This window comes from Lacihabitans sp. CS3-21, assembly GCF_024343675.1.
GTDB lineage: Bacteria > Bacteroidota > Bacteroidia > Cytophagales > Spirosomataceae > Leadbetterella.
In genome coordinates, this window is record NZ_RJUD01000005.1 from 131,367 (window position 1) to 150,533 (window position 19,167).

Genomic DNA, 19,167 nt, shown 5'->3' on the forward strand with positions numbered 1-19,167 from the left:
CAAAAAAATTAAATAACTAAGAAATGAAAAGAATATTATTTTTAATTGGTCTCGTTTTTTCAATCACTCAAGCTTATTCCCAAGGTTGTATAGCGGTTAGGCACATGGCTTGTGCTTCAGGAAGAGTAAACAATGGGACATCGACAATGTTAGATGGTCAATGGCAATTTACCACTGGATACAGATATTTGCACTCCTATAAACATTTTGTGGGAACAGAAGAGCAACCTCAACGAGTTGCGGAAGGTACAGATGTGAGAAACTGGTCACATTCCTTCGATTTTGGTCTTTCCTATGCTGTAAATGATAGACTCAATATTGCACTCAATATGCCCTATAATGACAATGCAAGGTCTTCATTATATGAACATTATGGAAACTCCGTAGAGGTAAATCCTGAGAGGAAGAGGTTTTTTACTTATTCCAGAGGAATTGGTGATTTGAGGCTCACCTCTACTTATTGGGTTCTAGATCCTAACACCCATTTGAAAGGCAACTTTGCTATTGGTTTGGGTGTTAAGGCTCCTACTGGCGATGCCAACGTGCAGGGTGATTTTTATAAATTAGATAAAAATAAAAAAGAATATATTCTTAGCAAAGCCGTTGATCAGTCTATTCAATTGGGCGACAGTGGGTGGGGGGCTAGTATCGAAATTCAAGGATATCAATCTGTATTCAAGAATGCAACTGTCTATTATAATGGGTTTTATCTATTTAGTCCTAAAGGAGTTAATGAGCAAACGGGCCTTTCAGTACCCGATCAATTTGCTGGTAGAATTGGAATGAATTATAATATTTTGCCAAAAAAAGGTTTAGCTCTGAGCTTGGGAGGAAGAGTGGAAGGATTGCCCGCCATTGATGCAATTGGTAATAGTGAGGGTTCTCGCAGGCCTGGTTATATTGTTTCAATCGAGCCAGGTGTGGTGTGGATGAACAGCAGACATACCGTTGCGGTTTCTACTCCTTATGCCCTTATTCGTAATCGAATCAAATCGTGGAGTGATCGCCAAGATCCAGCTGGGTTAAAGCATGGAGATGCCGCTTTTGCAGATTATTTTGTTTCAGCAACTTATTCATATAGATTTTAATAGTAATTAATCGCATAATTCAGTCTTGTTAGATAGTTTTAGCAGTATTTATTGGTAAAAATTATAGAAATCAAAATTGTGGTCTCATTTTTGATTTCTTATTTACCAACATAAATAGCGTGGTATGAAAAGTAATGTTTTTATTTTGTTTCTAGTAGGTGTAGTTTCTTTTGTTGGATGCAAAGACACAACTGAGGTGCCTGTTGCTCCAGTAGAATTAGAAATTGCCAATACTGTAGCTGACAAATGGGGAGAAATGACCCTACGTCACTTGAAAGTCCAGAATTTAAAAACGCCCACCTATGTTTCCAGGTCTTTGGGCTATATCGGGCTCACCATGTATGAGACAGTGGTAAACGGAAGCATAGTTTACCAGTCAGTAGCCAAACAGTTAAATGGATTAGGTGAGTTACCAAAGCCCGAAATAGGTAAATCCTATGATTGGGAGACTTCTTTAAATGCAGGACAAGCCTATATGATTAAGCAAATGTGGCAACATGCTATGGCAGATGATAATAAAAGAATTGATTCTCTCGAAAATGCCATTTTTGCCGAAAGAAGTTTAGCAATTAAAGATACAGCCATTGTGAACCGCTCCAAAAGATATGGTTTGAGTATAGCAAAAGCAATCTACGAATGGTCTAAAACTGATGGTGGACATTTGGGTTATTTGACAAATTTTGATGCTAAGTATGCTTTTCCAAAAGGAACTAATTTTTGGACACCTCCTTTAAACGGACAATCCTCGGTTTTGATGCCTTTGCACCCGCATTGGGGCAAAAATCGCACCTTTACATCCACAAATTCCCAGCTTCCTGTGCCTCAAATTATTCCTTATTCTGACGATAAGAACTCAGCTTTTTATAAAGAATTTAAGGAAGTTTATGATATCCAGTTGGCTTTAACACAAACACAAAAAGAAATAGCCAATTGGTGGGGTGATGATCCTTCAGAAACTTATGCACCTCCTGGGCATTCATATAGTTTGGCTTTACAAATTTTGAGAGTAAAAAAACCAAACTTATTTACCGCGGCAGAGTCTTTTGCCAAAGTGGGTATGTCCGTGGCTGATGCCTTTATCAATTGTTGGAAATGTAAGTATACCTATCACTCCGTAAGACCGGCGGCTTACATTAGAAAAAACATCAAAGGTTCATTTGAGCAATTTTGGCCAGAGCCTCCTTTTCCAGCTTTTGCATCAGGACATTCCACACAAGCATCTTCTGCTGCAGAAGCTCTGATAAGTGTTTATGGCGATAACGTAGCGTTTGATGACGTTACGCACGTAGGTCGTCCTAAAGACATATTCAGAAATGTTGAATACAAGAAAAGAAGTTATACTTCAATTTCTCAAACTGCCATTGAATGCGGTATTTCGAGACTTTATGGAGGAATTCATACCCGCCAAGATAATGAAGTAGGTTTGGCAGAAGGTAAAAAGATAGGGGCAAATATCAATGCTCTTTCTTGGAAAAAGTAATTTTTTTAAAAAATATATATCGTCAATTCTGAAAAATGGCCTCTTATGAGGTCTTTTTTTTTGAATTTTATTTCCAAAGCATTTTCAGAAAAAATCTGTACATTTGAACTTCAACCATTTCTTAAAATATGAAAACTATTATCTGCTTTTTATTAGGTATTTCCTTTGCATTTGCCCAAAAAAAATCTGACTGGCAAAGTCTTTTTAATGGCAAGAATCTCGATGGCTGGGATATCAAAATCTCAGGTCGTGACGTAAACGAAAACTACAAAAATACTTTTTTGGTAGAAGATAAAATGCTCAGAGTAAGCTACAAAGAGTACGAAACTTTCGGAGACAACTATGGACATTTGTACTTTAAGACTCCTTATTCACATTATATTTTGGACTATGTTTATAGATTTACCGGTAACCAAACTCCAGGAGGAGCGTCTTGGAATGTTAGAAATAGTGGTGTGATGTTTCATTCACAATCGGCTCAAAGTTTGAGTTTTGATCAAGACTTTCCCGTGTCTTTAGAAATGCAACTATTGGGAGGCTTAGGGAATGGCCCAAGACACACAGCAAACCTTTGTACGCCTGGTACACATGTTTACATCAAAGACAAACTTAGAATGGAACATTGTATAGACTCAGATTCAAAAACGTATGACGGCGACCAATGGATAAAAGCCAGATTGATAGTTTTGGGAGATTCTATGGTGCATCAAATCATAGAAGGTGACACCGTTTTGAGTTATCAAAAAACCAAAGTAGGAGAGGGAACCACAAAGAATTTCAATTGGAAACAGTGGGGATTTAGCGAAGAAGCTGCTACTTTTTGGGAAAAGCAAAACGGACAACCACTCAAAGAAGGTTATATAGCTTTGCAAGCCGAAAGTCATCCTATTGATTTTAAAGACATTAAATTGCTGAATCTAAAAGGATGTATGGACAAAAAAGCTAAAAATTATAAAAGTTATTATTTAGAAATGGATAAGAATTCCTGCAAGTATTAATTAAAGTCATTTCTAAATCTGCTTGGCAATTTATATTTTATAAAGTATCATTTTATCTTTTATCATCTTATTTTCTTGGATGTGATTGTCGAGAAAAAACAGCATTTTGTAGTTGAAATCTCCAAGGCTATGGATTCTGTGAAGTAATATCTAAAAATATTTATATTTTTAGATGAATTATTTATTTTCAGCCTTTTATACAATACAAAAATGAAATCATCAAGACGAAATTTTATCCAATCACTCGGTGTGGTGGGAGCTGGATTAGGAATCTCTAGCGAAACACTCGCTCATGCCAAAGATATTAAAGGTACAAAGCCAAACTCCGATGACCAGCAGCTGTTTGTGGGGGACAATATTGCCATCACAAATACTGAACACGGAAAAGTGAGGGGATTTATACTTAGGGGAATAAACACTTTTCTTGGCATTCCCTACGGTGCAGATACTTCCGGTAAAAATCGTTTTATGCCACCTCAAAAGCCTTCCGCTTGGACAGAGATAAAACCTACACTCTGGTGGGGGAATTCTGCCCCTCAAATCATGGAGAAGCGTTATGCAAATACTTATGCCTCATTTGTAGATCACTGGAATTACGACGATGTTTCAGAAGATTGCCTCAAAATTAATGTTTGGACACCCGCACTAGATGCCCAAAAACGCCCAGTTTTGGTTTGGCTGCACGGCGGTGGTTTTGTAAATGGCAATGCCATTGAGCAAGATGGTTACCATGGAGAAAATATTTCTAGACTTGGTAATATCGTTTTTTGTTCATTAAATCACAGATTGGGAGCTTTAGGCTATAGCCATTTGAAAGCCGCTGGTGGTCATCCGGCCTCGGGCAATGTTGGAAATCTTGACATGGTTTTGGCTCTTGAATGGGTAAAAAACAATATCGTAAATTTCGGTGGAGACCCCAACAATGTAACCATTATGGGTCAGTCGGGTGGAGGGTCGAAAGTGACCACATTGATGAATATGCCTTCAGCAAAAGGACTTTTCCATAAAGCTGTGGTACTTAGTGGAGGTTCATTGACTGGTGTTAATAAGGAATATGCAGAGAAATTGGGCCAAAAAGTTATGGAGGAGGCCGGTTTGAAAAATGGTGAAATAGAAAAATTGCAACAGATTCCATGGAGAGAATATATAGATATTGCCGATAGGTCTGTTGTCAAAATGTCTGAAGAAGCTAAACGACTAAACATTGCCAGAGGAGGTTTTTCTCCTGTTGCTGATGGCGAATATATGAATGGAGGGGCATTCTTTGCAGATTCTAATCATTTTTCAGCTGATGTACCAGTGATTATTTGTTCCACTTTTAATGAGCAAAGTCCAAGTAGGACAGATGCCAAATTAGAGGGAATCACTTTGGCCGAAGTCGAAGAAAAAATTAAGCCAAGATTCGGTCAAAAGTCAAGTGAAATTGTGGAGGCTTACGCCAAGAATTTTCCCAAAGCCCGTCCAGTTGAGATTTGGTCAATGATTTTATCAAATCGTAAAAATGCAGTAGCTATAGCAGATGCAAAAGTTTCGCAGAAGAAAGCACCAGTTTATTTGGCTTGGTTTGGTTGGCAGCCGCCGCTTTTTGATGGCCGCATGCGTGCTTTCCATTGCGACGATATTTGCTTTTGGTTTTACAATACCGACCTTATGCTTACGCATACGGGTGGGGGCAAACGACCAAGAGCTTTGTCAGAAAAAATGTCAAAATCACTTTTAAGTTTTATAAAAACGTCTAATCCAAATGGTGGCGGATTACCAACATGGAAACCCTATACTACCCAAAACGGAGAAACGATGATTTTGGATGATAATTCAGTGTTAGCCAATAATCCTGACGGAGAAGCGAGGAAATCTTTGGCTTAGAAGTTTAAAAATTGCCACGAATTCATGATTTGTTGTGGGTTCGTGGTGATTTTTGCTAAACAATCTTGTTGTCAAGTTTTTAGGTATTTTAGACTACGGTATTTACCGCATAGAGTGCAATATTTGTTAACCACGCTTCCTTTCTAAACTTGCTCATTGAAGTTCTATAAGCATTTTTGTTATCAAATTTCTCCACAAAAACTTTCAGGCTTTTGGCTTTTAGATTTTCCTCGGCTTTCACTTCAAGCGGTATTATTTTATTTTCTCTTTGGAAAACGAATTCAACTTCAGCATTACCCAGAGGTGCAGACCAATAATAAAGATTAGTTTTTGGAAATAATTGTTGGCAAACATACTGCTCTGTCAATGCACCTTTGAATTCCGATAGTATTGTATTTTTCTCCAATAAAATTTGCTTATCTAGTCCTCCCATTGCATTCAAAAGCCCTATGTCTAAAAAGTAAAGTTTAAAATTGTCAAATTCTGCATATGCATTGAGTGGTATTTCTGGTTTGCTTAGGTTGTTTACCCTAAGAATAAGGCCCGCATCCACTAGCCAAGCGATTGCCAATTCAAATTCTTTGGCTCTGCCACCTTTTTTTATTTGCCCATAAATGAATTTCTTATTTTCTTTAGAAAGTTGACTTATTATGGAATTCCAAACCAATTTGATTTTAGGAACGATTTCATTTGGTGCATATTTCGCAAAATCGTTTGCATATCCAATCAAAATTTTGTCTTGTATTTCTCTGACAGTTTCAAGGTTTTTGTTTTTCAAGTATTCGTTTACGGCATCTGGCATACCCCCAATGTAATAATACAAGCGTAATTGCTCCACAAGTCTTTCATGAAAGCTGTTCAATAAGTCCCAATTGGAGTTTTTAATTTCAGCAGCTAAGCGTTCTTCATTATTTGACTCCAAAAACTCAATAAATGACATAGGATATAAATTCAAGAAATCAACTTTTCCAACTGGAAAAGAATGTTTTTTTTGCATTGAAACGCCTAGTAATGAGCCTGCGGCCACTATATAGTATTCTGGAGCGTTTTCATAGAAATATTTGAGTGCGGTTAATCCTTTTTCAGCTTCTTGAATTTCGTCAAAAATTAATAGCGTATTCCTTGGTTCAATTTGTTGATTAGTTTCTATTTCTATAGCCGCTATGATTCTTTGAATATTGTAATCTGGAATGAACAAATCTTTCAGTCTTGTGCTGCTTTCAAAGTTTAGATATACATATTTTTTGAAGTTTTGGTCGCCAAAATTCTTCATTAACCAAGTCTTTCCTACTTGCCTTGCTCCTTGGATTATAAGAGGCTTTCTAGTTGGAGAGTTCTTCCATTCTATTAGTTTTTGACTTAAATCTCTTTTCATGTTGATTTACAGTAATTTAATGCTGTAAATTTATGAATTATTTCATTATGATGCACTTTTTCGTATGGAAAAGTGTTATGATTTTCATTTATTCATATGAAAAAATGTTATAGAATACATTTTTTCGTACGAAAAAGTGTGAAAAATTAAATTGCTTGGAAAATTCTGCTAGCAGGATTGATAAAAATCAAAGGATTTCAATCTCCAAACTCCAATATTCTTTGAGTTCTTCTTTGATTTTTTCAATGTAGCTGTTCCTTACGTCTAAAATTATTCCGCAGCGATTTTCGTAGGTTTGTTCTTTTACGGTGAGTTCAAGTTTTCTTACCATCTGCATTAAGGCATTTGTCTGATCAAAATCATAGCTGATTTTAACTAAGCTATTTATGGTTTTTGTTTCAATTTCGGCAATCGAGAGTGCTTCCTTTGTTGCTTCCTTATAAGCATTTATTAAGCCCGGAACGCCCAAAAGTGTTCCACCGAAATATCGAATAATTATCACCAAAGTATCGGTGAGTTCAAATGAAGTAATGGTATTTAAAATAGGTTTTCCTGCCGATCCCGAAGGCTCCCCGTCGTCATTGGCTCTGAAATTGGTTTCGTCAATTCCAAGTTTATAGGCATAGCATGCATGTCGTGCTTTGGGATGTTCGGTCTTAACTGTTTCTAAATAAAAACGCACATCTTCTTCGTTTTTAATAGGAAAAGCATATGCAAAAAACTTGCTTCCTTTATCTTTGAAAAGTCCTTCGGAACTGGATTTTAGGGTTTTATATTCGTCCATCATTTGCACAAAATTAGGATAAATTTATTCTCTACTTTTATCCAATTCAGCTTTCTTTTTGGCGGCATCTTCTAACATTTGATTCAATGCCGATTTATCAAAATATTTTCCTTTGGTAAAAACCCCGGCAGTTTTGCTAACGGCGTTTATGTCAAGCAAAGGGTTTTCATCCAAAATGACCAAATCTGCCACTTTACCAACATCTAGACTTCCCATTTTATCGAATTTTCCCATAAACTTTGCTCCGTTCATCGTGGCTGATTGTAGTATATCCAAAGGTTTCATTCCACTTTTTTGAAACAATCCCAATTCTTCAATCAAACTAGCCGCAGGATACACAAATGTATTCAAAGCAGCACAGTCGCTGCCAGCAATTATCAACATACCTGCGTTTTGTACATAGGGCAATTGCTTCGCAATCAATTGGTAACGATCTTTTCTTTGTTTTTTTTGTTCTGGAGTATCATTGGCCATTCTATCTATCCGCCATTGATAATTAGACATAAATCGCTTGGTCAAATATCTCTGAAAATCATCATTTTTGTGGTTGTTCTCATCCAAATAAGCCAATTGTTTGCCTCCAATGAGAGTTGGGCAAACAGCCACATTTTTTTTGGCTAAATCACTGTATGCTTTGATAGCTTGTTCTTGTTTAAAATTCAGTAGAAAGTCTTTTTCTGCTTGAGCTTTAGTAAGTGTTCCACTCAGAATTCCTTTTTTACTAAGATTTTCATCATTTCCGAGTCTCAATAAATAGCTGGCGTGCTCTATGGCAGAAAAACCTTCATTGGCCAAATCGTTAATAGTCAAATCATAAGGCACATGCCCTGTCACCAAATAACCTCGTTTTTTAGCCTCGATTACACTTTTTAAGAACAAATCTCCTTTCAATGTATTTTCTGTAATTTTTACAAAATCCACTTGCAGTCTGTCTAAATAATTCAACATTTGGGTCAGTTGTGCTTCGTTTTCTATCTCCAAATCGCCCTTCCAAATAGAATTTAAGCCTTCAAGCTTTCTTCCAGCTGTGAAAATCGTTGGTCCTAAAATTTTGCCTTCGTTAATCTCCTCTCTCCATTTCAAAACTTGTAAACCCAAATCGCTCGCAGCATCTCTGACCGTTGTGATTCCGTGGGCAATAAAAACAGGAAACAGAGCTTTATTGTCTTCTACCAAATCTTGTCCTTCAATGTGAATATGCATATCCCAAAGACCAGGGATTACATATTTTCCTTTGGCATCTATTTTTTCGGCCGCTAGATTATTGAGTTTTTTAAACGAGCCAATATTTTTTATGGTCTGATTTTCAATTAAAATGGCTTTATTTTTGGAGATTTTTCCAGATTTTACATCAACAACATTCACATTAAATATCAAGACCGACTTGTTTTGTGAATTTGCATTCCCGAAAACCAAAAGAAAGAAAAATAGAATGAGAAATTTTATTTTTTGAGAAAACATATTGCGGCTTATTTATAGATTGCGAAAGTTTAAATTTAGCGATAAAAAATGAAAACCGTTAACGATTTATTGGTTTTAGGAAATCCAATACTTTACGAAATTTCTGATGAGGTGATGTATAATGAATTATCATCGTTAAAAAATTGGGTACAGGATTTACATGAGGTGATGGAGGACATAAGGGCCAAGTACAACTTTGGAAGAGCGATAGCAGCCCCACAGTTGGGTATAATGAAGCGACTGATATATATGAATATTGACCAACCTATGGTTTTCATAAATCCAAAAATCACCAGCAAGAGTACCGAAATGTTTGAAGTCTGGGATGATTGTATGTGTTTCCCCAATCTTTTTGTGAAAGTTCTGCGACACAAATCCATTGAGATTGAGTATTTAAATGAAAAGTGGGAAAAGCAAACCGCTCTTTTTGATAATGACCTATCTGAACTTTTTCAACACGAATTTGATCATTTGGAAGGGATTCTTTGTACCATGAGGGCCATCGATAGCAAGTCATATCGGTGGAGGATTTAGTAATTTTTCTTAACTTTATAAAAAAATAAACTCCAATGCTAAAAAACATCTTTGACAAAACTGTTACTGACGAAATTTTAAACAGAATTGACAAGCTAACACCCTCTACCCAACCACTTTGGGGCAAAATGTCTGTAGATAAAATGTTGGCTCACTGCAATGTTTCCTATGAAATGGCCTTCGAAAATCTTCATCAAAAGCCTAATGCATTTATGCGTTTTATCTTGAAAATGATGGTCAAAAATACGGTTGTAAACGATGTCCCATACAGGAAAAACTCCTCAACTGCTCCAGCATTTGTTATCAAAGACGAGAAAAATTTTGAGGCTGAAAAAGCTAGATTGAAAGCCTATATCACCAAAACCCAAGAACTCGGTGCTGAATATTTTGAAGGAAAAGAATCGCATTCTTTTGGAACCCTCACAAGCACTGAATGGAACAATATGTTTTACAAACACCTAGATCACCATTTGGGGCAGTTTGGGGTGTAGGTTTTATTTTGAAATGGGAATTCGGCTAAAACCAATGAATCTTTGAATCCATTTAAACAATCGGGCTGAAGCCCGATGCAATTCATAGTCGTTCATCTGGGGAATTTCAATTTGGAATGGGCTTTAGCCCATTCTCATTTTTGGAATTAGCGTATTTGGCTTTAGCCAAAATATTTTCACCACTAATTTTTAAAGGATTAAATAAAAATCAGACTTTTCAATCCAAAACCTGAATAACCTTCACCGGACAGGCCTCCGCTGCTCGTTTGTTTTCCTCAAGTTCGTCGTAATCAAGTTCTACCTGATAGATGCCTTTTTTGTCTTTTCCGCCAAGCAGAACAGCTTTGCCATCTTTTTTTGACATCCGCCAGCGGTTGTAGGCTATCTCTACGCAAGCATTGCAACCTATGCAGCGTTGGCGGTAATGAAACATCTTAGGCATCGGCAGCTACTATCTTGTATAGTTTGTCAGAAGCTCTTATTTTCTCACCTATTTGTAGTGAAATCGTATTTCCTTTTACTGCTTGTTGTACCGAATCACCAGAACCCAATCTGATTTCTTCTACCGTAGTTTCTATCAAGCCAGTTGTTGGGCCAGTTACTATCAGTTTATCCCCGATGTTGATATCGTGGCTTTCCATCAAAAACTCACCCACGCCTATTTTTTCAAAGTATTTTACGCCTTTCCCAATATATATTTTCTTGGTGGTAGCTACAGAACCGTGTACATTGCTCCACTCGCCCATTTTACGGCCCAAATAGTAGCCATCCCAGAATCCACGGTTATATACTGAGCTCAATTTTTCTCTCCAAACTGCTATTTTCTCTTGCGTATAAGTACCTTCTTCAAAAGCATCTACAGCTTCTCTATAACATTGGGTAGTAGTGTATACGTAGTCAGCCGCACGTCCGCGACCTTCTATTTTCAATACTTGCACACCCGCTTCGAGTATTTTGTCCAAGAAATCTATCGTACAAAGGTCTTTTGCCGACATAATATACTCATTATCAATCTTTAGTTCTATGCCTTCTTCATCAGTTACGGTATATTCTCTACGGCAGTTTTGAATACAAGCCCCACGATTGGCAGAGGCATTGTGCGAGTGTAAACTCAAATAACACTTACCAGAAACCGCCATACATAGTGCTCCATGAGCGAAGATTTCTATTTGAACCAAATTGCCTGAAGGACCAGTGATATTGTTCTTTTTGATGGCTTTTACCATGTCGCCCACTTGTTTGAGTGTAAGTTCGCGGGCCATCACGATTACGTCTGCATAGTCAGAAAAAAGCTCAACGGTCTCTAGGTTGGTTACGTTGGATTGCGTCGAAATATGCACTTCCATGCCTTTTTTGCGGCAATAGTTCATTACGGCAAGATCTGAGGCTATTACTGCAGTTATACCCGCTTCCTTGGCTTTGTCTATGATTCTCCTCATCAACGATATATCATGATCGTAAATGATGGTGTTCATCGTGATGTAACTTTTCACACCAGCTTCGCCACACACACGAGCTACTTCTGGCAAATCATCCACTAAAAAATTATTGGTTTGGCGAGCACGCATGTTCAACTGCTCTACACCAAAATATACCGAGTCAGCACCTGCTTTTATGGCAGCCATCATGGCTTCCCACGAACCCGCCGGAGCCATCACCTCAAACTTCGTATTTTTTTGCATTTCTTTATTCATCTGTTTTGAAACAGAATTTATAAGCGAATAATTTCCAATCTGTATTTAAATGCAAAATTAATGAATCATTTTTGTGTTTTATCACTTATTTTAAAGTGGAATGTACACAAAATCATAAATATGAAATTTAGAAGGGCTGAGGAAGGGGATTTAGAGAATATTTTGAGCTTGTTTAAAGCGAATGTTTTAGCAAATGAAGACTATAATGAAGAACAAAAGGAAGTTTGGGCTTCATCGACAGAAAATAGAACGATGTGGTTGAACAAAATAAAAGGGGAGTATTTTTTATTGGCTCATCAGGATACCAAATTGGTAGGCTTTAGTTCCTTAGGACCCATGGATTATGTAGATTTGATGTTTGTTCAGAAAGATGAATTTGGGAAAGGCATTGCAAAGCAAATGCTCGAAAACATAGAAACTGAGGCGAAATCTAACGATTTATCGGAATTATACGCTGACGTAAGTGTGTCAGGAAGAGGTTTCTTTGAAAAAAGTGGATATCACGTCGTAAAGACCAATAGAAATATCAGAAAAGGAATTCATTTGAAAAACTTTAGGATGAAAAAAGTCTTTTAAAAAATTTCCCTAATGAAGAATTGATAGAATTTTTATATTGTTTTGAATTTTTTAAAATAAGTAAATTATTCATGAATAACGGATTTTTAGATTCAACAAAGAAACAATTTGAGTATTATAAATTGCTCGGAGAAAAGACTTTTGAACAGATTTCTGACGATCAAATCAATTGGCAATACAATGCAGAATCAAATTCTATTTCTCTTATTGTTAAGCATTTGGCTGGAAATATGCTCTCGCGTTGGACAGATTTTTTGACTACCGACGGAGAAAAGGAATGGAGAAACAGAGAAGGTGAATTTGAAGGAGGAATAGAGTCCAAAATACAATTATTAGAAATTTGGAACAGAGGCTGGAATTGCCTTTTTGATGCAATTGATAGTGTCTCTGATGAAGATCTAGATAAAATCATTTATATCCGAAATCAAGGCCACACGGTGATGGAAGCCATCAATCGCCAACTGGCACATTATCCATATCATGTTGGCCAAATAGTTTTTATTGGCAAAATGCTTTTGGATGAAAACTGGCAAACGCTTTCAATAGCCAGAGGTAAAAGCTCCATATATAACGCTGATAAATTTTCAAAAGAAAAGCAGAAAGGTCATTTTACGGATGAGTATTTGGGTAAGAAATAATTTTCATAGAACATGAAAAAAGGGATACTTGTACTTTGGATAATTTTCAATTCTTGCTTTGCTCAGAATCAAAAAATGACTAGTAATCTGTTAGATTATGAGCGTCAGGTGGTGCCTTTGATGGATAAATACAAGATTCCAGGCATGTCTGTCGGTGTTTCTCATAATGATTCAGTTGTTTATTCCAAAGGATTCGGGTTTGCCAATATTGAAAAGAAAATTCGGCCAGATGGAAACACGCCTTATAGTATAGCTTCCATCACTAAGCCTTTTGCCACAGCCGTGATGATGCGTTTGGTAGAGGAAAATAGGCTGAATTTAGACGCAAGAATAAAGGATTTGTATCCAGGCTATGAGGAAAGATGCAAACGAATTTTAGGGTATTTTAGAGAAGAAATGCCCGAATATACCTTTATGTTAGAAAATTACCATCCTGAAAGAAACGATATTACACTAAGACATCACTTGACCCATACTTCTGAAAATACACCTGGAGACTCATATAAATACAATGGTTTTTTGTTTGGAATGCTTTCGGTAGCTGTGGAAACTGCAACAGATTCAAAATTCGATGAATTAGTGGATAGCTTGATCATCGACAAACTGAATCTGAAGAACACTGCATCGTCTCAATTGGACAAATCGAAAAATGTAATGTTAAACAAAATTGCTTTGCCGTACAATCCTACTGATTCTGGTTTTGGGAAAGCTGATTTTCCTAACCCAAAACTGAATGCAGGGGCTGGTATAATTTCATCGGTAAATGACTTGTTGATTTTTGATAAAGCCATCAATAACAACATTTTGGTTTCGGAGGAAACCAAGAATTTGCAATTTGAACCCTATAAACTGAACGACGGGAGTCTGTCACCTTATGGTTATGGTTGGTTTACACAGAAATATAAAGATCAGACCCTAATTTGGCATTATGGACACCATCCAGGTTCATTTTCTGCCTTGTATTTAAAGGTTTTAGAGAAAAATTTAACACTCATAATCCTTGCCAATAGCGACCGTCTGAGTCATGATTTTGATTTGGGTAAAGGCGATGTGGTTAAATCAGAATTTGCAAAGCGTTTTTTGGATTTGTTTGTTGGTCAATTATAAACTAATTCTTCTAACCAACTTTATCTTAAAAAACATAAATAGTGATGTAACTCTTAAACCTCATTAAGTTTTTCCGCAAAACACCCTTTCAACATTTCCTCAAAAAAAGCCTTATCCAAATCCTTCCCAATAAAGACAATTTTACTTTCTCTAATTTCATCTTCATCCCAAGCTTTTCCACCAGAAATGCTGAGACTTTGACCCACAGATTGCAAAATCAAGCGGTGATTCACATCTTTAGCATTTATGATTCCTTTGATTCTATACAAACCTTTGGCTTCAAAAACCAAATATCCAAAAAGTCTCATTTGCAATTCTTTGTCTATGAATGGCTCTGCGAATCTGAAAGTGAATGATTTTATTTTGCCATGTTTGTGTTCATGCGAATGAGTTTTTGGTTCGTTTTCTTCAATTTTGATATCAGCATCTCTAACTGTTTCGAAGATTTCTTTGACCGGAAAAGTCATTCCTTTTTCTTTACAGAACTTAATGAAAGGATTTATTGACAATAATTTACCTTTTAATTCATCGAGATAAACTTCCGATACGCTGGCAGTTTTATTTAGTAAAATAATGTCGCTAAAGGCCAATTGTTTTATGGCTTCCTCGGTTTCAATGAGCTGGTCCTCGATAAGTTCTACATCCACCAAACAGACGATTCTTTTTACCGGAAAATCTTTTTTGATTTCAGAATTAGAAAAAAAAGGACTGGCTACATTGGCAGGGTCGGCAATGCCTGTAGTTTCAATTATAAGTTCATCAAACTGCTCCGTTTTTTGGGAAAGTTCGTTTAGAATATCATAAATACCTTCGTTTAGTGAACAGCACAGACAACCATTACTCAGTTCAAATATCTCATTGTCAGGCTTTATGATAAGTTCTCCGTCAATGCCTGCTTCGCCAAATTCATTTTCAACGATGGCAAATCTGGTTTCTGGTTTTTGCTCCAAAACTTGGTTCAAAAAAGTCGTTTTTCCTGAACCCAAAAAGCCCGTGAGAATGGTTACTGGTTTGCTCATACGATTGCTGGTTGTTTTCTAAGGTCTTGTCGTTCACCTATTTGCTGACGCCACATGGCATAATAAAGGCCTTTTTCTTCAAGTAAATCGGCGTGTTTTCCCACTTCAATGATTTCACCTTTTTCCAAAACATATATCCTGTCGGCATGCATGATGGTACTCAATCGGTGAGCAATCATTACCGTTATATAGTCGCCGTTTTCAGTTACTTCCCTTACGGTTGTGGTTATTTCTTGTTCTGTTAAAGAGTCTAAGGCCGAAGTTGCTTCATCAAATACAAAAATTTTAGGGTCACGAAGCAAAGCTCTGGCAATAGAAAGCCTTTGTTTTTCGCCTCCCGAAATCTTCATTCCGCCTTCACCAATTACGGTATCAAGACCATTATCGGCTCTTTTTAAAAGGTTATGGCAAGCAGCTTTTCGCATTTTATCTAACATCAATTCGTCTGTTGCGGTAGGATTTACAAAAAGTAAATTTTCACGAATAGTGCCCGAAAACAGTTGCGTATCCTGGGTTACAAAGCCAATTTGATTCCTGAGCTCGTCAATATTGAGATGATCAGAATCTATATTGTTATAGAAAACCTTCCCGTCGTTGGGTTTATAAAGTCCAACTAAAAGCTTTACCAAAGTAGTCTTTCCAGATCCCGATGGCCCAACAAATGCTATAGTTTCACCTTTTTTAACTTCAAAATTTACGTTTTCAAGAGCATGATTTTCAGCACTTGAATGTTTGAAACTTACATCAGTAAAGGTCAATTTATTGACTATTCCAAGGGGTTTAGGATTCTCCGGATTTTTCTCAATGGGGGTGTTTAAAAGTTTCTGGAAGTTGTTTAAAGAGGCTTCGGCTTCTCTGTAGGCTAATATTACGTTACCTAGTTCTTGCAAAGGTCCAAAAATAAAGAATGAATAGAATTGTAATGTAAGTAGTTGGCCAACAGTAAGTTCATTTTTGAATATCAAAAACAAAAGTATAAAAAGAATTACTTGTCTGAGTAGATTTACAAACGTGCCTTGCACAAAGTTTATCGAACGGACACCTCTGACTTTCTTCAATTCGAGTTTAAGAATCTTAAGGGTGTTCAACTTCAGACGATTAATTTCTTGGTCGGCCAAACCGAGGCTCTTAACTAATTCTATGTTTCTCAGCGATTCGGTGGTAGTTCCTGCCAAAGCTGTAGTTTCTTTTACAATCGTTTTTTGAATTTCTTTGATTTTTTTGCTCAAAATATTGGTTAACGTGCCCAACGCAAATGCACCAATAAAATAAACTGCCACCAAAGCTGGATTAAGATTTATAGCGTAAATTATTACGAAAACTATACCTACAATAGAAGTAAACGCAACATTTATGAAAACTGTGATGAATTTCTCTGAATCAGACCTCACTTTTTGTAAAACCGAAAGTGTTTCACCGCTGCGTTGGTCTTCAAACTGTTGGAAGGGTAGTTTGAGTGTATGTTTCAAACCATCAATAAATACATCAGCACCAAATTTTTGGATTACACTGTTCATCACATAGTCTTGCAATGTTTTGGCAATTCGGCTCACCATGGCTACCCCAATTATGGCCAGAATTATAAGACCAGCTCCTTTTAAGAATTCTTCCTGACTATATTGATTGGGATTTTTTGCAAATTTATCAATCAGTTTTCCGAAAAAAAATGGATCCATTAAAGAAAATGATTGGTTGATGGCGGCCAATAGAAAAGCCAAAAAAACACCAGATTTGTATTTAGATAGATATCGGAAAAGTAGTTTCATAAGGGTTTGGAGGAAATTTTCAGATTAAGTATTACTAACACATTTTAAAATATTAAAATTCCGGAGTACTTAAATTGGATAATTTCTTAAAATTTTGACATTCATGTCCTTGACCTTTTCGCTGAAATATTATATTTTATCTGATAATAATTTAAGTTTTGCTAAAAAGATATATATTTGCTAAAAAAGTATAGATGGCCAATATATTCCCTCCTTGCCCCAAATGTGACTCAGATGATATCTCCAAAAATGGTGTGATTAAAGGCAAACAACGCTACAAATGCCGTAGTTGTTTGTACAATTTTACTGTTGAAAAAATGGGTAAAAGTATAGATAGCTACTATGTGGTGAAGGCTCTTCAGCTCTACATTGAAGGCGTAAGCTATCGAGAAATTGAGCGTCTGTTGGGTATTAGCCACGTATCGGTGATGAATTGGGTGAAAAAGTACCAAATAAAGGTACCCAAGCAAAATCTTGCCACACCAACATACAAAATACTGAATCAGAAGGAGTTAGCAGAATTCGTTTCTCGCCCACAGAATGTGGAGGGAAAGGGAATGCTCATAACTGAGCTGGGGGATAAGTTTATGGTCATTCAGTGGAACAGAATCACGTTTAATTAATCTATAGTATCCTACCAAATTGGTATATTACTTCAAAATTCTAAACTCTACAAGTTTGGTGTATTTTTAAAATAGCCAAATATTATTCTGAAATTTTCATTCGTAATAATTTAAAATCTTGCTTTCCTGTTCTAATGCTGCTATAAGTCCATTTTTGTTGTTATCTATATCAATTTACCTTAACTATATTCAAATTTCGATTTGAGCAATAGAACACTAATCTTTGTCAACGAAAAGTACAACAAAACCTCAATAAATTTAAAATCTATGAAAAAATTAATTATTCTATTTTCCGTGCTTGTCACCGCGGTGATTTCCTCCTCCGGCCAAGGTTCTTCTGACTATGGCGGTGGTATAAAACTCAACGTAAATCAGGAAGGCACCAAATATGTTAGGTTCATAACTTGGAACCAAACCTGGTTTAGGGCCTCACAAATGAATCCGGGAACAACCATAGGAGGTGAAGCCGCTACTAAAAGCTATGATGTCGGTATGAGAAGACTCAGAATGTTAGCCTATGCCCAAATAAGCAAAAGATACATGGTTTTGGCTCATTTTGGCATAAACAACCAAACTTTCTTGAACGGCGGAGCTTCTGGTTCTACAGGTACTGGTGGTTATGGAGCAGGCAAAAAACCTCAATTGTTTTTTCATGATTTTTGGAACGAATATGCAGTCATACAACCAACCAAAGAAAACAAGAACTCAAGCCTTACAGTAGGTGCAGGTTTGAATTATTTTCTTGGATTATCTAGAATGACTTACGCTTCTACTTTGAATTTCTTAACTATTGACTCGCCGATATTCTCTTGGGCAACCATTGAAAACTCTGATCAGTTTGCTCGTCAGATGGGCTTTTTTGCAAAAGGAAAACTCAATAAATTGGAGTATAGATTTGCCCTTAATAAACCTTACGCTACTAACCTTGCTCCGGGCAATGCGTCAACAGCAGACAAAGCCGTAGCGGTGGACAATAACGGAAAGAGTGCTTTTGCAAAAACAGGATACGTGGAATATCAATTTTTGGATTCTGAATCTAATTTACTCCCTTTTAAAGTCGGAACTTATTTGGGAACAAAAAAAGTGTTTAACATAGGAGCAGGATTCTATAGCCAACCTAAAGGTACCAAAAGCCAAGTAAATGGAACAGTGAGCACACACAACATCAATTTGATGGCTGTAGATGCATTTTTGGATATGACCATCGGCAAAAAAGAGAAAAATATGGCCATCACTGCATATTCAGGATTATTTAACTATAATTTCGGGCCTAATTACCTTAGAAATCTCGGAATAATGAATGTGGGAGTGGCTGATGCAAATTTCAAAGGTACAGACAAATTGATGGCCGGTGCAGGAAACGCCCAACCGATGATTGGAACAGGAACGATTTTCTATACCCAAGCGGGTTTGCTTTTGCCGAAAACCAAGGAAAAACCTAAAATGCGGGTTCAACCGTTTGCGGCGTATACCATGAAAAACTTCGAAGCATTGCCAACCTCTGTTTCTAATGTTGACCTCGGTGCAAACTGGCTCATAGATGGTCACCATGCCAAAATCACCACGCAGTATTCCATTAGACCTGGCATAGAGGCAACAACAGGCAACAAAAAGTCTATGGGCGAATTCATTATGCAATTACAAGTGTATTTATAATTATCAACCTT

18 protein-coding genes are annotated in these 19,167 nt (G+C 36.7%); 11 read left to right on the plus strand and 7 right to left on the minus strand.

Annotated features, from left to right (window positions below; translation table 11 throughout):
• The first annotated feature begins 23 nt into the window (after positions 1-23).
• The 4 genes from EGI24_RS05240 (at position 24) to EGI24_RS05255 (ending at position 5,432) form a co-directional block, all read left to right on the plus strand.
• Entirely contained in the window at positions 24-1,088 is a 1,065-nt protein-coding gene (locus EGI24_RS05240; protein WP_255047304.1) for a hypothetical protein, read from the plus strand.
• A gap of 124 nt (positions 1,089-1,212) precedes the next feature.
• Positions 1,213-2,568, plus strand: coding sequence for a vanadium-dependent haloperoxidase (locus tag EGI24_RS05245; RefSeq protein ID WP_255047306.1), 1,356 nt, complete (start codon positions 1,213-1,215; stop codon positions 2,566-2,568).
• Positions 2,569-2,696: 128 nt separating this feature from the next.
• Entirely contained in the window at positions 2,697-3,566 is an 870-nt protein-coding gene (locus EGI24_RS05250) for a DUF1080 domain-containing protein (protein ID WP_255047307.1), read from the plus strand.
• A 210-nt stretch (positions 3,567-3,776) separates the two neighbouring features.
• Positions 3,777-5,432 (plus strand): carboxylesterase/lipase family protein, encoded by a 1,656-nt coding sequence (locus EGI24_RS05255; RefSeq protein ID WP_255047308.1) that lies wholly within the window; start codon positions 3,777-3,779, stop codon positions 5,430-5,432.
• Positions 5,433-5,520: 88 nt separating this feature from the next.
• Here the strand turns inward: EGI24_RS05255 and EGI24_RS05260 are convergent, their stop codons facing one another.
• From EGI24_RS05260 to EGI24_RS05270, 3 genes are all read right to left on the minus strand, one after another.
• Positions 5,521-6,807, minus strand: coding sequence for an ATP-binding protein (locus tag EGI24_RS05260; protein ID WP_255047309.1), 1,287 nt, complete (start codon positions 6,805-6,807; stop codon positions 5,521-5,523).
• Positions 6,808-6,994: 187 nt separating this feature from the next.
• Entirely contained in the window at positions 6,995-7,594 is a 600-nt protein-coding gene (locus EGI24_RS05265) for a YigZ family protein (RefSeq protein WP_255047310.1), read from the minus strand.
• Positions 7,595-7,615: 21 nt separating this feature from the next.
• Positions 7,616-9,052, minus strand: a complete 1,437-nt coding sequence (locus EGI24_RS05270; protein ID WP_255047311.1) for an amidohydrolase family protein — start codon at positions 9,050-9,052, stop codon at positions 7,616-7,618.
• A 48-nt stretch (positions 9,053-9,100) separates the two neighbouring features.
• Between EGI24_RS05270 and EGI24_RS05275 the strand changes: the two genes are divergently transcribed.
• Together EGI24_RS05275 and EGI24_RS05280 are read left to right on the plus strand one after the other, a co-directional pair.
• A complete protein-coding gene (locus tag EGI24_RS05275; protein ID WP_255047312.1) occupies positions 9,101-9,586 on the plus strand; it encodes a peptide deformylase in 486 nt (161 codons plus the stop codon).
• 35 nt (positions 9,587-9,621) lie between these two features.
• Positions 9,622-10,077 carry a DUF1569 domain-containing protein gene (locus tag EGI24_RS05280; protein ID WP_255047313.1) on the plus strand — a complete coding sequence of 152 codons (456 nt, stop codon included), beginning with the start codon at positions 9,622-9,624 and terminating at the stop codon, positions 10,075-10,077.
• Between the two features lie 217 nt (positions 10,078-10,294).
• On the opposite strand, the gene EGI24_RS05285 is transcribed toward EGI24_RS05280, so the two are convergent.
• Entirely contained in the window at positions 10,295-10,519 is a 225-nt protein-coding gene (locus tag EGI24_RS05285) for a ferredoxin (protein WP_255047314.1), read from the minus strand.
• Positions 10,512-11,759 (minus strand): peptidase U32 family protein, encoded by a 1,248-nt coding sequence (locus EGI24_RS05290; RefSeq protein ID WP_255047315.1) that lies wholly within the window; start codon positions 11,757-11,759, stop codon positions 10,512-10,514. The genes EGI24_RS05285 and EGI24_RS05290 overlap by 8 nt, the downstream gene beginning before the upstream one ends.
• Positions 11,760-11,891: 132 nt before the next feature.
• Between EGI24_RS05290 and EGI24_RS05295 the strand changes: the two genes are divergently transcribed.
• From EGI24_RS05295 to EGI24_RS05305, 3 genes are all read left to right on the plus strand, one after another.
• Positions 11,892-12,347 carry a GNAT family N-acetyltransferase gene (locus EGI24_RS05295; protein WP_255047316.1) on the plus strand — a complete coding sequence of 152 codons (456 nt, stop codon included), beginning with the start codon at positions 11,892-11,894 and terminating at the stop codon, positions 12,345-12,347.
• Between the two features lie 71 nt (positions 12,348-12,418).
• On the plus strand, positions 12,419-12,985 hold the full coding sequence (locus EGI24_RS05300; protein WP_255047317.1) for a DUF1572 family protein: 567 nt from the start codon (positions 12,419-12,421) through the stop codon (positions 12,983-12,985).
• 75 nt (positions 12,986-13,060) lie between these two features.
• Positions 13,061-14,092, plus strand: coding sequence for a serine hydrolase (locus EGI24_RS05305; RefSeq protein WP_255047318.1), 1,032 nt, complete (start codon positions 13,061-13,063; stop codon positions 14,090-14,092).
• Between the two features lie 53 nt (positions 14,093-14,145).
• On the opposite strand, the gene EGI24_RS05310 is transcribed toward EGI24_RS05305, so the two are convergent.
• Both EGI24_RS05310 and EGI24_RS05315 read right to left on the minus strand, forming a co-directional pair.
• A complete protein-coding gene (locus EGI24_RS05310) occupies positions 14,146-15,111 on the minus strand; it encodes a GTP-binding protein (protein ID WP_255047319.1) in 966 nt (321 codons plus the stop codon).
• Positions 15,108-16,877 carry an ABC transporter ATP-binding protein gene (locus EGI24_RS05315; protein ID WP_255047320.1) on the minus strand — a complete coding sequence of 590 codons (1,770 nt, stop codon included), beginning with the start codon at positions 16,875-16,877 and terminating at the stop codon, positions 15,108-15,110. Before EGI24_RS05315 ends, EGI24_RS05310 begins: the two co-directional genes overlap by 4 nt.
• A gap of 194 nt (positions 16,878-17,071) precedes the next feature.
• Here EGI24_RS05315 and EGI24_RS05320 point away from each other — a divergent pair, with 194 nt between their 5' ends.
• Together EGI24_RS05320 and EGI24_RS05325 are read left to right on the plus strand one after the other, a co-directional pair.
• Entirely contained in the window at positions 17,072-17,500 is a 429-nt protein-coding gene (locus tag EGI24_RS05320) for an IS1 family transposase (protein ID WP_255047321.1), read from the plus strand.
• 267 nt (positions 17,501-17,767) lie between these two features.
• Positions 17,768-19,156, plus strand: coding sequence for a porin (locus EGI24_RS05325; protein WP_255047322.1), 1,389 nt, complete (start codon positions 17,768-17,770; stop codon positions 19,154-19,156).
• Positions 19,157-19,167 lie beyond the last annotated feature (11 nt).

What these genes read in the sequence shown, in the direction of transcription:
- EGI24_RS05260 (WP_255047309.1), bottom strand. Translation starts at nt 6,807, where the DNA reads ATGAAAAGAGATTTAAGTCAAAAACTAATAGAATGGAAGAACTCTCCA.
- EGI24_RS05280 (WP_255047313.1), top strand. Translation starts at nt 9,622, where the DNA reads ATGCTAAAAAACATCTTTGACAAAACTGTTACTGACGAAATTTTAAAC.
- EGI24_RS05315 (WP_255047320.1), bottom strand. Translation starts at nt 16,877, where the DNA reads ATGAAACTACTTTTCCGATATCTATCTAAATACAAATCTGGTGTTTTT.
- EGI24_RS05290 (WP_255047315.1), bottom strand. Translation starts at nt 11,759, where the DNA reads ATGCAAAAAAATACGAAGTTTGAGGTGATGGCTCCGGCGGGTTCGTGG.
- EGI24_RS05305 (WP_255047318.1), top strand. Translation starts at nt 13,061, where the DNA reads ATGACTAGTAATCTGTTAGATTATGAGCGTCAGGTGGTGCCTTTGATG.
- EGI24_RS05265 (WP_255047310.1), bottom strand. Translation starts at nt 7,594, where the DNA reads ATGATGGACGAATATAAAACCCTAAAATCCAGTTCCGAAGGACTTTTC.
- EGI24_RS05285 (WP_255047314.1), bottom strand. Translation starts at nt 10,519, where the DNA reads ATGCCTAAGATGTTTCATTACCGCCAACGCTGCATAGGTTGCAATGCT.
- EGI24_RS05255 (WP_255047308.1), top strand. Translation starts at nt 3,777, where the DNA reads ATGAAATCATCAAGACGAAATTTTATCCAATCACTCGGTGTGGTGGGA.
- EGI24_RS05240 (WP_255047304.1), top strand. Translation starts at nt 24, where the DNA reads ATGAAAAGAATATTATTTTTAATTGGTCTCGTTTTTTCAATCACTCAA.
- EGI24_RS05245 (WP_255047306.1), top strand. Translation starts at nt 1,213, where the DNA reads ATGAAAAGTAATGTTTTTATTTTGTTTCTAGTAGGTGTAGTTTCTTTT.
- EGI24_RS05250 (WP_255047307.1), top strand. Translation starts at nt 2,697, where the DNA reads ATGAAAACTATTATCTGCTTTTTATTAGGTATTTCCTTTGCATTTGCC.
- EGI24_RS05310 (WP_255047319.1), bottom strand. Translation starts at nt 15,111, where the DNA reads ATGAGCAAACCAGTAACCATTCTCACGGGCTTTTTGGGTTCAGGAAAA.
- EGI24_RS05270 (WP_255047311.1), bottom strand. Translation starts at nt 9,052, where the DNA reads ATGTTTTCTCAAAAAATAAAATTTCTCATTCTATTTTTCTTTCTTTTG.
- EGI24_RS05275 (WP_255047312.1), top strand. Translation starts at nt 9,101, where the DNA reads ATGAAAACCGTTAACGATTTATTGGTTTTAGGAAATCCAATACTTTAC.
- EGI24_RS05325 (WP_255047322.1), top strand. Translation starts at nt 17,768, where the DNA reads ATGAAAAAATTAATTATTCTATTTTCCGTGCTTGTCACCGCGGTGATT.
- EGI24_RS05295 (WP_255047316.1), top strand. Translation starts at nt 11,892, where the DNA reads ATGAAATTTAGAAGGGCTGAGGAAGGGGATTTAGAGAATATTTTGAGC.
- EGI24_RS05300 (WP_255047317.1), top strand. Translation starts at nt 12,419, where the DNA reads ATGAATAACGGATTTTTAGATTCAACAAAGAAACAATTTGAGTATTAT.
- EGI24_RS05320 (WP_255047321.1), top strand. Translation starts at nt 17,072, where the DNA reads ATGGCCAATATATTCCCTCCTTGCCCCAAATGTGACTCAGATGATATC.